The organism is Duganella sp. OV510 (assembly GCF_900100205.1).
GTDB lineage: Bacteria > Pseudomonadota > Gammaproteobacteria > Burkholderiales > Burkholderiaceae_D > Rugamonas.
In genome coordinates, this window is record NZ_FNEQ01000009.1 from 142,651 (window position 1) to 154,860 (window position 12,210).

General features: G+C 63.3%; 16 protein-coding genes. All 16 read right to left on the bottom strand.

The window, feature by feature from the left end; all coding sequences use genetic code 11:
• Positions 1-64: 64 nt before the first annotated feature.
• Complete coding sequence (locus BLS51_RS30015; RefSeq protein WP_090189593.1) at positions 65-655, bottom strand: phage tail assembly protein; 591 nt, start codon at positions 653-655, stop codon at positions 65-67.
• A 1-nt stretch (position 656) separates the two neighbouring features.
• The gene (locus BLS51_RS22370; RefSeq protein ID WP_090189591.1) at positions 657-1,025 is read right to left on the bottom strand and encodes a phage tail tube protein; all 369 of its coding nucleotides are present in this window, start codon (positions 1,023-1,025) and stop codon (positions 657-659) included.
• Between the two features lie 12 nt (positions 1,026-1,037).
• Positions 1,038-2,522 carry a phage tail sheath subtilisin-like domain-containing protein gene (locus tag BLS51_RS22375; RefSeq protein WP_090189589.1) on the bottom strand — a complete coding sequence of 495 codons (1,485 nt, stop codon included), beginning with the start codon at positions 2,520-2,522 and terminating at the stop codon, positions 1,038-1,040.
• Positions 2,522-2,707 carry a DUF2635 domain-containing protein gene (locus BLS51_RS22380; protein ID WP_090189587.1) on the bottom strand — a complete coding sequence of 62 codons (186 nt, stop codon included), beginning with the start codon at positions 2,705-2,707 and terminating at the stop codon, positions 2,522-2,524. Before BLS51_RS22380 ends, BLS51_RS22375 begins: the two co-directional genes overlap by 1 nt.
• An 8-nt stretch (positions 2,708-2,715) precedes the next feature.
• A complete protein-coding gene (locus BLS51_RS22385) occupies positions 2,716-3,351 on the bottom strand; it encodes a hypothetical protein (protein ID WP_090189585.1) in 636 nt (211 codons plus the stop codon).
• Positions 3,344-3,673 (bottom strand): head-tail joining protein, encoded by a 330-nt coding sequence (locus BLS51_RS22390; protein WP_090189583.1) that lies wholly within the window; start codon positions 3,671-3,673, stop codon positions 3,344-3,346. The genes BLS51_RS22385 and BLS51_RS22390 overlap by 8 nt, the downstream gene beginning before the upstream one ends.
• Complete coding sequence (locus tag BLS51_RS22395) at positions 3,670-3,873, bottom strand: hypothetical protein (RefSeq protein ID WP_090189581.1); 204 nt, start codon at positions 3,871-3,873, stop codon at positions 3,670-3,672. Before BLS51_RS22395 ends, BLS51_RS22390 begins: the two co-directional genes overlap by 4 nt.
• Positions 3,874-4,926 (bottom strand): major capsid protein, encoded by a 1,053-nt coding sequence (locus BLS51_RS22400; protein WP_090189579.1) that lies wholly within the window; start codon positions 4,924-4,926, stop codon positions 3,874-3,876.
• Between the two features lie 70 nt (positions 4,927-4,996).
• Positions 4,997-5,410, bottom strand: a complete 414-nt coding sequence (locus BLS51_RS22405) for a head decoration protein (RefSeq protein ID WP_090189577.1) — start codon at positions 5,408-5,410, stop codon at positions 4,997-4,999.
• Positions 5,411-5,440: 30 nt separating this feature from the next.
• On the bottom strand, positions 5,441-6,016 hold the full coding sequence (locus BLS51_RS22410) for a hypothetical protein (RefSeq protein ID WP_090189575.1): 576 nt from the start codon (positions 6,014-6,016) through the stop codon (positions 5,441-5,443).
• Positions 6,017-6,036: 20 nt separating this feature from the next.
• Complete coding sequence (locus tag BLS51_RS22415) at positions 6,037-6,897, bottom strand: S49 family peptidase (protein WP_090189573.1); 861 nt, start codon at positions 6,895-6,897, stop codon at positions 6,037-6,039.
• Positions 6,894-8,522 carry a phage portal protein gene (locus BLS51_RS22420; protein WP_090189571.1) on the bottom strand — a complete coding sequence of 543 codons (1,629 nt, stop codon included), beginning with the start codon at positions 8,520-8,522 and terminating at the stop codon, positions 6,894-6,896. Before BLS51_RS22420 ends, BLS51_RS22415 begins: the two co-directional genes overlap by 4 nt.
• Complete coding sequence (gene gpW / locus BLS51_RS22425) at positions 8,522-8,785, bottom strand: gpW family head-tail joining protein (protein WP_090189566.1); 264 nt, start codon at positions 8,783-8,785, stop codon at positions 8,522-8,524. The genes BLS51_RS22420 and gpW overlap by 1 nt, the downstream gene beginning before the upstream one ends.
• Before the next feature lie 10 nt (positions 8,786-8,795).
• Positions 8,796-10,871: a phage terminase large subunit family protein gene (locus BLS51_RS22430; protein WP_090189564.1), complete on the bottom strand. Its 2,076-nt coding sequence runs from the start codon at positions 10,869-10,871 to the stop codon at positions 8,796-8,798.
• Positions 10,819-11,337 carry a terminase small subunit gene (locus tag BLS51_RS22435; protein ID WP_139168767.1) on the bottom strand — a complete coding sequence of 173 codons (519 nt, stop codon included), beginning with the start codon at positions 11,335-11,337 and terminating at the stop codon, positions 10,819-10,821. The genes BLS51_RS22430 and BLS51_RS22435 overlap by 53 nt, the downstream gene beginning before the upstream one ends.
• 111 nt (positions 11,338-11,448) lie before the next feature.
• Positions 11,449-12,135, bottom strand: coding sequence for a hypothetical protein (locus BLS51_RS22440; protein WP_229207716.1), 687 nt, complete (start codon positions 12,133-12,135; stop codon positions 11,449-11,451).
• Positions 12,136-12,210: the final 75 nt, after the last annotated feature.

Below are 12,210 nucleotides of genomic sequence, written 5' to 3' on the forward strand. Positions count from 1 at the left end.
TGCGTCCAGGTGAGCGCCCAGATTTCATCGGGCGACCACCTGTAGAAGCGCGTCAGTTCTGCCGCTACATCGCGCCAGTTTTCGGGCCAACCACGTTGCAGCTGCCCAAAAAATTGCACGCCTCCTCGAAGTCGCGGCGGCACAGGCGACCCACCACAGCACGCGGCACCTTGGCCACCAGCGAGATCAGCACGATGGCCGCACGGGTGTCGTTCGGCTCGCGCGCGGCCTGCTCCTTCTGCCCGCCGGTCGGCTCTGCCATCGCCAGCGTCTCGTAGGTCGTCGCCGCATCAGCCTTGCCCAGAGATACCGGTTTGCGCAGGGTGATTTCCAGCTGGTCCACGAAGTCGTCACCGTCGCCCGTCTCTTGAGGCGGGACGGTAAAGCCATTGAAGAAGGCGTCCGCCTCGGCCAGGTCGCGGCTGCACATGGCCTTGGCCACGCCCGCCGGCACTTGCGCAGTGCTGGCGATAAGCGACATCAAGGCGCCGACGCCCGACACAGCGCGGGATGCAGCTTCCAGTTCATCTGCAATAGGTTCGCGCAGCGTGACGGCCGCGTAGTCCTTGCCGGCGAAGGACACCGGCTTGCGCAGGGTCAGCACCAGCGTATCGGCCACCGATGCGGCCTGCTCGTTTTGTTGATTGATTTGCATATCACACCTCCTCGACGCTAAAGCCGTTCCACTTCACTTCGAAGGTGGCTTCCGTCGTTTCTACAGTTTGGTCATCGACGGTCCACATGTTGCGGCCAACAACGGTCTTGCCGTTGGCCAGCTCCAGGGTGACGGTCACGTTGGTCATGGCGTTGAAGTCCGCCACGGTCAGGCCGCCGGCATCGCGCAACTTTGCCGTGATTTCGCCAGCGACGGGCTTCTCGGAGTAGCCGTGGACACGGTCTTGGCCGGTCAGCGTCTCGCGGGCAACCTTGGATACCTTGTAGCCGAGGTCGCCGGCGAGCATGTAAGTCTTGCCGTCCACGTTCAGGTACGCGATACCGGCGAGGCGATTGGTAGTGTCTGCCATTGAAGTTACTCCTTATTGCAGGCGGAACTGGGCCAGCAGCGCGAAGATGCGCAACTGGTTGATCAGGGTGCCGGGCCACAGAATGTCCACGCGGTTCGGGTTCTGCGTGTTCTTCTGCACGATCAGGCCGTCTTTGAACGCATCACCGTTTTGCACCAGGCCGGCGTCCTCCAAGGTGCGGTAGGCGGCGATCAGGTCGGCGCGGATCATGTTCGGCGTGACGACGTTGGCACCAGGGCCGAAACGCGTGCCGTTGGCGGCCAGCTTCACGCGCGCATACTTCGACGTGATTACGCCTTTCAGCGAGCGCAGTACCAGCGCCAGAGTGAACAGCGTCTCGATCTGCAGATAGCTGTTGTCCGGGGCGCCGGCCGCATTCTTCTGGTACGTCGTAATCAGGTTCTCGATCGCCACGGCGCCATCGTCGGCGACGGTGAAGGTCGAGATACCGTCGAACAGCAGCGTGTTTCGGTCGGTCAGCTGGAAGCGCGAAGCCAGCGGCGGCGCCAGCACGCCGGCCACGCGCACGGTCTGCAGCGGCATTGCCGGGTCCACGCGCACGCTCGAAGCCGCCGCGCCGGCAACCGCAGCGGCCCACTGCCAGCTCGGCGTCGGGCTGTCATTGAAACCCATCACAGAGACGTGCTGGTCGTTGCGGCCGACGCCGAAGGTCGTCAGCGAGCCTACGGTGCCACGCTGCGCGGCGAAGGCGTGGCCGTACAGCTGCGAAGCCCACGACCAGCGGCCGTTTACATCGTTCAGCAGCGCGCCGACGGCGTTCAGGCTTGCCGCGTCGGTGTACGGGCAGACGATAAAGTCAAACATGGTGTCGCCCAGGTTGGCCAGCGCCGCCGCCAGTGCCGGCACGCCAGTGCCATTTGCCATCGGAACGATCGTCACGGCCAAGCCGGTCGGCGTGGCCTCGCTACCGCGCGTGCCCAGGTAGTTCAGGCGCACGTCGATGTCGTTGCCCACAGTACCCTTGTTCAGCGCGGTCAGGGTAACAACGCCCGCAGCAGCAGCGGCGGACACCGGCAGGTTTGGCGTGGCGGCAATCGCCGCGACCAGCGCGGTGGCCAGCTGCGCGACGGTCTGCGTCGGCAGCACGGCCATCTGCACCAGCACGCCGGCCACGTACAGCGACAGCGTGCCTGCGACCGTGGCGGCGGCAGTGAACGTCACCGTGCCCGTTGCAGCCGTGGCGCCGCCGGCATCCTGCACCGGCAGGCACCATACTTCGCCGAAGGTGTCATTCTGGCGATATGCCTGCACCGCCAGGTGCAGCATCGAACCCGCACCGCCCAAGGCAGCAGCGTCGGCCGGGCTCTGGCAGATGGCAGGCACGTTCGGCTGGGCAACGCCAGCAGCGAGCATCTGGCCGATGACCAGGGCGCGCTGATTGAACTCGCCGCTGTTGGCCAGCGAGTTGTCAACCTCGGCGTAGAACAGCGGCACGCGCACGTTGGCCGGCAGCTGCTTGAATGGAATTTTGCTCATCAGTCAGTGCTCCCCTTTGCGGATTGTTTGACGGGTGCAGCGGCCGGTTCGACCAGGACGACGTCCTTGTCGCGCAGGCGGCGCATCCAGTAGTCGGTTTCCGGCACTTCGCGGCCAGTCTCCGGGATCAGGTCCAGCAGGTCCGGGTCACGAATGACCAGGCCGTTGGCAGGCTTTACGAGCATGTGCTCTCCTATGAATTGAGGGTTATTTCGAGGCCACCTTCATCGCGGCCGTCTGGGCCGGTCGTGCGGGGCGCGGCAGGTACGGCGCCAGCGAACTGGGATTCGTACACGCCGTTGGCGTCGAATGGCGCAGCCAGGTCGACGTGCAGCGCCACACCTTCCAGCGGCGGTGCGACCGGCTGCAGCGCGTCCGGCGCGTCGTAGATCGGATCAAAGGCTTCGAACGCCTCGCAGCGCAGCTGCATCCGCGTTCCGCCCACGTGGTTGCGGCCTTCGGAGTTGATCTCGCTTTCCGCTTCCATGCCGAAGCGCTGCACCAGCCGGATCAGCTCCGTATTGGTGAACAGCGCTTGCTCGACTTTGGCGTCCAACTCGTCCAGCTCGTCCTGCGCCGTGGCCGCCGAATTGGCGGACACGCGCGTTTCCAGCTCAACCAGCACCACCGTGGTGAAGTTCGTCGGGCCGGTCGCTTGTGGCTCCTTGGTGGCCTTCGTGACGCGCACCAGGATCGCCGGCACGCGTTCAGGCTGTGTCACCCAGTCACCAGGCGACGACAGGCTCTTCGCCGGGACGACGCCCGCGCCTTGCAGCGCAGCGATGACGGCCTGGCGGATCTGGCGCCGGGCGAGAATCGGATTAGCCATCGCTGACCTCCGCCTCGTTCAGGGACAGCGTTAAGCCGCCCTTGCCGTCGTCGTTGATGTCCTTGACTTCGAAGAGGTCCCCCGTTCGGGTGATCCGCAGCAGGTCACCCTGCAGCGGATGCGCCTTCATTTCAGCGGCGCGCACGCCGACGATCGGGTTCGAGGAATTAAAGCCCGTGCCGCCCCCCAGATGCAGGTCGCGGTTACCTTCGTCATACACGCCGGCGATGGGATAAGCCTCGCCCTCCGCCGGCATGTAAATGACTTCCTCGCCGAAGACGCCGACAGTCGGCGCCAGGACCATCTTGTCCCAGTCGATCATTCGGACTTGACGCCCGGCCCCTCGACGGCTTCCGGCTCATCTTTCGGATCGACCACGAAGCCCTTTTCAAACAGGTCCTTCGCATCTTCCAGCGACAGCTCGATCACGCTGTCGGGGCCGTACAGCTTGCCCTCCACGTCGACAGATTTGCGCTTTGCCACCTTGACGGTGACGATCTCGTTTTTGTCGTTCTTTGCCATTTAGATCACCTGTGCGGACATGCACGCGTTGGCGCGTGCGGGAATTACGATCGGGGAGGATTGGAGCAGCAGCAGGCGCTGCGCGGGGTCTTTCTCAACCCAGGTCTTCGGCGCATACGGCAGCGCCTGGTAGTTGTGCTCCGGGTCGAGGACCTGGCCGAAAGCACGAGTGCCTTGCAGCTCGCCGCCGGTCATGATCAGCGCACCGTCCGGGATCATCGGCTGTTCGACGTTGTTGTCGTCCACGTACCAGTCGTTGTAGACCCACAGGTCATACTGGCCCCAGCGACCTTGGTACTGCGCACCGGGCTTGATCATTGCCGCCGGGTTGATAGCATTGCCGGAATCGCTCAGCTTCGGATACACGATCGCGCCCTGCAGGGCCGGGTCCAGCTTGAAGCCGTTCCACGCGCTGGTGGAGAACACGATATCGGTTGGCGCCGCCCCCGACTTCTTCAGCATCTGCTGGGCCCATGCAGACACGTCGTTGGTAGGCGATGCCGTACCGGCATCGATGTTCGCCTTGATCCAACGGCCGGTGCCGGACTTGGCCACGGTCAGCGAGGCGTCGCGGCCGAAGTCAACGACCACAGTTGGGAAGCCTTCGCCGGTGATCGTTACGGTGCCATTGATCAGCGCGGACGCGGCCATCCATTCCAGACGGCGGTCCAGCATGTCCAACTGGTCAGTCAGCTCCAGCTCCAGATTTGCGGCCTCGCGCTCAGCACCCGTCAGGGAGCCGCCGATCTGTTCGCCGATCGCGCGGCGCACTGGCTTACGCAAGTCGGGTGCGCGCTTGTCCTTGATGTAGGCGGGCTTGAACATATTGGTCTGGGTGCGGCGGCTTTCCACCAGCTTGCCGCCGACCAGCGGCGAGACGAAGGGCGACATGCGGCGCTTGCCGACGTCCACGTCGATCGAGACGTACTCGCTATCGCTCATCTCGACATTCGGGAAGAAGCGGTCCAGCAGGAACTTCTGCGGACGCTTCAGGTTGGGCACCACCGCAATCAGCGTATTGGTGTCGAAAACAAAGTTGGTATTCAACGACATTGCGATTCCTTCACGGAAGTAGGATAAAAAAATCCCGCCAGAAGCGGGATCTCATGTGCATCAGGTGCGGTTAAGTAGGATCAGCCGCGCCAACCACGTTCTTGACGAAGATCGACAGCGAGCGAGCTGCGGCCTTGACCTGCGTGGCAGTCCACGACGCGTCGAAGATCAGCGCGTTGACGTTGAACTCGCCGGTCAGGTAGGCTCCCGCTGGCACGGCACCGCCGGAAGCATCAGCAGCGTCGGCCAGGATCGCGCTCGGGATCTGGCTGCCGTCGTTGGCCGTCTTCACGCACAGGATGTAGTTGCCGGTGGCGGTCACTTGCCCCAGCACGGCGCCGCGCTGCAGATTGCCAGCACCCAGGACGATGGCGTCCGTGACGGGCTTCAGGTGGCCGGCGAACAGCTGGTCCGGCACGTAGACCTGGGCGACCGCGCCGGGGGCTTGCGGGTTTGCACCCACGTTGGTAGTTGCGAGAGGCATGATGTCCCTTTCTGTTGATGAAACTGTGGATTACTGCTCGCCGCGGCGCTTTTTGCCGGCGGCGAGGATCATGGCGGCAGCCGCATTGGCGCCGGTCGGAGCTGCGGCGCCGGCGCCGGTGCCAGTGTTCACCTGCTTGACACCCGACATACGCGATGCCAGCGAGCTGCGCTTCGGTGCGCCAGCCGCAAAGGTCGTCAGCATGCCGATCGCTTCGCTGGCCTTCATGCCGGTCTGGAACGCCAGGTGAGCCGCAAAGTCCGGGCGGGAAGCGGCGGCCGGGCTGGAGAAGATCGCCGCGCAACGGGCGCGCTCGCGTTCACGCGCGGCCTTCTCGCCTTCGGTTTCGTCTTCTGCGTCCGCATCGTCGTCCTGCTCGTCGTCGCCTTCTTTCTTGTCCAGCTCTTCCATGCGCTTGGCGTAGTCCTCGTCGGACTCGTCATCGCGTTGCTTGCGCTCTTCCTCTTCCATGCGCTTGGCGTAGTCCTCGTCGGACTCATCCTCGCGCTGCTTGTTCGGGTCTTCGCCGCCATCTGCTGCGGCCATGCCGATCAGGTGAGCGAAGGAGAATGCCTTGGCAAGGCCGCCTGCTTTTGCTTTCTTCATTTAGGTTCTTCCTTGGGTGATTAATCAAGCTCGGCCAGCAGCGCCCTGAAAGCCGCGTCTGGAGCCATAACGCTGTCAGCCAGGCCCTGGGCAACGCCTGCCGCGCCCAGGAAGGTGCCAGCCTGTGTATCCCGCACCTTGGCGGCGGGGATATTCCGGTTGCGGGCGACCGTTTCGACAAACAGTTCGCCCATCGTGTTGATGTCCGCCTGGAAGCGCGCACGCGCCTCGTCGGATAGTTCAATTTCTGGCCGGCCCTCAGCCTTCAAGTCGCCGTAGGTGATAAAGGTAACTTTGAATCCAGCCTCGGTCAGCGCCTTGGACCAGTCCATGTGCGCCCAGATGACGCCAACGCTGCCCACGCCACCTGTACGCGGCACCAGTACCTTGTCGGCGGCGCTGGCGATCGCGTAACCGGCGCTATAGGCCGACTCGTTCAGAATCGACCAGATCGGCTTGGTGCCGCGTGCACGGTAGATCGTGTCAACCAGGTCGAAGCAGCCGGCCACCTCGCCGCCAGGACTGTCGATATCGAGCACGATGGCCTTCACGCTGGAATCGGCCAGGGCGGTCAGCACGTTCTGCCGAATCCCGTCATAGCCCGTCATGCCCGAGTAGGGGCGCAACGTGCCGAGTTTCTGCACCAGCGTTCCCTGAATCGGAATCACCGCCACGCCGGCGACAGTGTCGTAACCGCTGCGAGGGTTCTGGCCGGGATCGGCATAGCCGTACTCGTCGTCGTCCATCATCTGCGCGCCGGAGCGGGCGATGTGGGAGACCCCCATGCGCTCGGCCAGCGCCGCCATGACCACTTCGGCCTTGCGCGGCGTGATTGCCAGCGGGGTGTTGAACAGCCGCTGGGCCAGGAATGCGAATTTCATTCGACACCATCCTTTTCGTTTGTTTCTGGTTGATCACCGCCAGCTGCCCACTGCGGCAGCGGCACTCCCAGCTCCTGGAATCGCTTGATCTCGATCGCACGCTGCGCGACCGTTTCTCGCCAATCCTTGCCGTCCAACTCGGCCGCCTCGTCTTCCAGCGTCGAGAGCGCCGCGTCCATCCCGAGCACTGAGCCCTGGCGCTCTTTCAGCGGATCGACAATACCGCGCCCCGGCCCCATCCACTTCGCCCGCGCATATGCCGCGCGATACTCGGCAAACTCCGGTGCACCGGCTGGCAAAGGCAGGTCGTCTACCTCCATCGCTTCTTCGGCAAAGCCGCACACGATGGGCTGTGCAAAGCCGATGGCAAAGTCATTTCGCCGCCGCGAAAGGGTCTTCCACGCTTCGAGCATGGCGCCGCGCGCCGAGCTGTAGTTCACATCCGACCAGTTGTTGCTGATCTGCTGTGCCGATAGGCCGGTCGCCGATGCCACATTGCGCAGCACCGCCGCCTCGAAGGCATCAAAGTTGGCGTTCGGCCGAGTGGCCATCACCGTGTTCAGCTTCTCCCCTGGATAGAGGATCGGCATGCGCGCGCCGTTCAATTTCAGGCGCTGCTCGCCGTGGTAGGCCATCCGATCCTTCTGGTAGGCACCAACGTCGTCGTCACCGGCCAGCGCGCCTTCGACCATCGAGTGGTCATATGGCGATTCGATATAGGCTGCAAAGATCGCATTGAGCAGCGCCGCGTCCAACTCGGCGCTGTCGTACTTGATCAGCATTTTGAGGCGCTGAATTACAGGAGTAAAAATGCCCGCACCGCCCCGGTGCTGACCAGCACGCTCCTGCTCGAAGTCGTGCACGATGATCGGGCGGCCCCACTCAGTTTCCCGCTCGATGCGGTCCCAGGTGTACGCACGCCCTGCAGCAAAGTAGTCGCCCTGGTGCGCGCGCCGGATGTGGTACGCCAGCGCCGCGCCGTACTGATCGATCTCGACGCCGCCGCGCAGCTTTTCGGTGTCGATTTGCAACTGCGGGTTGGACAGCCGATCAGGGTCAATCAGTTGTACCGCCGTGGCATATCGCGCCCGCCCTACGCCCACTCGTTCTGGCAGCCAATGCAGCTGCGCAATCGCATCGCCATCGATCAACTTGTGGCGGAAGCCGACACGGATCATTTGCGCCATCGTCAGGTTGCGCTGGGTGTCGCAATAGCGCCCGATGTCGGTTGCCCACAAGCGATAGCTCGCCTCCAGGCCCCGACCGAATTCGTCAGCCCAAACGTGGTCGAAAGCCTTGATGCCCGTGTGGGCTTGCAGGGCCTGCCAATCCGGCTTGAAGATCGGCCGGAAATTGGCTCCGATCGCATTGTCGAGAATCCGCGTGACAGTGCCCGATGCCCAGCCATCATTGCGCACCAGGTCGCGGACGCGGGCAACGATGGTGTCGCGGAAACCGTTCAGCTCACCGTCCGGTGACGGCAAGGTGGGCGACCAACTCGCCATGTGGTCGCTGCTACGGTCGGCGGCGTCGTAAGGCACGCCAGGACTGCCGTGCAGCATGGATGTACGCGCCGGCGCCAGCGGTTGGCCGTTCGCGCCCAGGATCGTGACTGGAGTATTCATCAGAATCGGAACCTCACGGCGCGGCGCGGACGGGGCACGATGCCCAGCTGCGCTTGCAGGGTTTGAATAAGAACGGCCAGGTCGGCGATGTTCGCCTTGCTGTACGTCACCGAGCGCGATCCGTCGCCTTGGGTGTACGAGTAGGACTCGCCTTTGGCGCCAGTGGACAGGTCGATATATGCCTGCTGCGCATTGGTCAGCGCCGTGCGCAGTGCAGACGTCTGCATACCTGCCAGCAGGCTGGCATTGGGATTGAATCGCATTGGAACTCCTCTATTTCTGTATCAACGCCGCCAACCGGCTGCGCGGGGCCTGACCGCCTTGGCCGAGTGTCGTGACCTTGACAGCAGGTTCGGCCTTAGCGGCCTCCCTCAGCTGCTTCAGTGATTCGCCGAGCTTGACCGCGAGTTCGCCAACGGCCAGCCCTTGCACGCCCGCTTCCTCGGGCTCCACTGGCGCATCGAACAGATCGGCCATTGGCGGATTGACCGCAGCTTCCAGCTTTGCCCAAAGCCGGTCGGTGTACTTATGCAGATCCAGCGACTGGGCCGAGAACAGCGCGTACACACTGCAGTCCAGCACCTCGTTGCGGCGTCCGCCGACCTTGACCCATCGATGTTGCTCACCAGTCGCCGTTTTCTGCAGCACCCGCACCTCAGCGGTAAGCTGCTGGTAGAACTCCACCGGCATCGCCTTGGGGAAGTGGACGTAGCCGGGGCCGGGTTGCGTGACCTGCAGGCGACCGTGGATCAAGTCCTTGGCCGTATCGGTCCCGACCATCCACAGCTTTACGCCACGCTTGATCACCTTGCCCTGGTGATTCACGTCCTGCATGCTGCTGCGGCCTTTGACCGGCTGGCCCTGGCGGCTATCACCCTTGACCGCATAAATGCGGCGACGGGCGCGAACGCGGCAGAAGTTGTACGCCTGGTGCGTAAAGTGGCCGCCGGTGTCGATCGCAGCCGCCTCAATCGGGAGGTACTGTCCGCCGACGTGCTTGAACCGCATTTGCAGGTATGGGTCGAGCTTTTCTTCCCACTCCCGCTCATCGGCCGGATTGGCATCGATCACCTGGTAGTCCACGGCCCACATTTCCTCGCCGCGCCCGATGGCCCAGACCACGACCTCGAAGCGGTTGGCCTGTACGTCCACGCCGGCCACCAGCACCAGGCCACCCCTCGGCACCACGCGCAGCGGGTAATCCTCCGCGCGCTGGATCAGTGCGTCCGCCTCGGTCTTCTCGACCTCTTCCTCCCAGGTTTCACCCAGCGTCGTATTGACGAAGGTTTTCAGCTCGCTGGTGTCGCCCGCGCGGGCCTTATCAACCGCAGCCAAGTAGTCGCGCACGATTTGCGCCCATGTCGCCTGCGGGCTGTACGCCGTCCACACATGAAAGGCGATCGAGCGCGGCGCCGGGACCAGCTCGTCGGCAGCGTTTCGGAAGCGGGACTCACCATCGATCCAGGTTCCGTCCGGAGCCTCCCAGCGTCCCTGCGTCCACACCGACAGGTATTCGGCCTGCGTGTACAGCGTCGCGCAGTGCGGACAAACATGGCCGACCGTTTCCGGGTCGCGGTTGATCCACTTGAAGCCGTGCCGCTTATCCTTACCGCCAAACGTGATTTCGTGCCGGTCGCCGCAATGCGGGCATGGCACTTTGAACCGCATCTGCAGGTCGCACTGTTCTTCGCGCGCCTCGGTGCGGCTGAAGCCTTTCAGCTTCGGCGTAGAGCCAAGGATCTCTTTCGGGAACAGCGCGCCCTCAACCCGCTTACCCGCCAGCTTGTCAGGACTGCCTTCCTTCTCGATGTCGAGGTCGAATCCGTCCAGCTCATCAAGAATTGAGTAGTCAACCGAAATACGGCGGTAGCTGCGGGCGGCCTTGCCGCCTTTGGTGTAGAGCCGAGATCCCAAGAACTGCTTGCCTTTGAGCGTGTCGTTCTTGCCTTTGCCTTTACCCTGGCGGAACACCTCGCGCATGACCTTTACGTCACGCAGCATGCTGTCCAACTCGGTTTTCACAAACTCGTCTGAGTCCTCATCCGTGGGTTGCCACACAGCCTGGTTGCGGCGCTTGTGATGGGCCACGTAGGCGATCAAAGCCACCAGCATCTTGGTGTAGCCGACGCGCGCCGATTTCTTGACTACAACGACCTGAATGTCGTCGTTGGAGAAGGCGTCCATGATGGCTGGCTGGAACGGATATGCGCTCCATGCGCCCTCGACATAGGATGACTCCGCCGACAGGTAAAAATGCTTCTCAGCCCACTGCGACAACCGCATGGGCTCAGGCACCTCAAGCGTCTTCAGGCCACTCCTGATCGCCTTCTGAATCTCCGATAGATCCATCCTCGTCCTCGTCTTCCAGCTGCGCGGACGCCGCTATGTTTCGCGCCTTCGCAATTTCCGTCGTGATGATTTCGAAGTCGGCTGCGGTCAGGCCGGGCGACCGGCGCTTGATGCTGACGGGAATCGACTCCAGAACCCTGGCGATCTTCCGCCCCATCGTTGCCATCGCCATCTCCAGCGTGGCGACCGGTGCGCTTTCCTTCCGGGTGAGGGCATTCGCCATTTCAAGGCGGATACGCTGTTCGCGCGCCAACGCAGCGCGCTCGGTTGCGAGATCCAGGTCGCCGGCAGCGGCACGGCCAGCGGCGTGCTCTCGCAGATGTGCGCAGTACCGCTGCAGCCAAATTCCCGCAGGCTCGCCGGCAATCAGCACCTCGCGCTTGACCAGGTCGCTGACAGCCTGCTGGCTGATTCCCACCAGGTCGCCGAACTCAGCCTGTTTCATGGGCGAGGTAAGGTCCACCATACAACCCCCTAGCAAATATTTTGGAAGTAGCGAACGATCGCGGCGCGCAGTGCCCGTGGGAACAGAACGCCCAGGAGGGACCCGTTCCGTTTCTAGCCCGCCTTTTTCGCCCTATCGACCGTTCCGCATCGCGTCCTCCAGCGCCTGCCAGAACTCGCGCTCGACATTCGCCGCGATGATGGTCTTGGCACGCGAGCGGTAGTTCAGCTTCTGCGTTACCGCGATCGGATCACCGAAACGGATCAGCAGCTTCAGCCGCCCGCTGGTGTTGGACTTCGCATCGACCAAGCCATGCCGGCGGGACATCCCCCGCAGCTTCTGGTTGTCGCGGATATGCGGGCGTTGCCATACCCCGTCGATCACTTGACCGCCCTTGGTCTTCACCTTGCCGATGAACACATCAGGCCGTCCGCGCAGCTGGGAGAGCTTCGAGCGCGACAGGTTGCCGTACTGGTTCAGCTGCATACCGTTCTTCGGATTCAACCAGGTGCGACCAGCACCGATCAACTTGTGATTGCCGCCGAACTCGTAAGGCTCCAGGTACGACGCCGCGATATCGCGGACGTACACCGTGGCCACCAGATCATTCTTGCGCGCGGCCTTTACGCCGACCGACTTGACGGTGAATGGCGTCGGCTTATCGAACAGCGAGCGCATGCCGCCCTGCTCGCCCTCCTGGACGCGCCGTCCGATGGCGGTCAAGGCACGCGCGCTGGCGAACGGGAGCTGCTTTCGTGCGAACGTATCAAGGCCACGCTGCATCTCTCTCAAGTTGGAGCGTATCGAAACGTCGAACATGGATGCCCCTGCGTGCAGACGTCTGCACAGAATAAAAAAGCCCGGACGCACCGGGCAAAGAACGAAACGCCAACC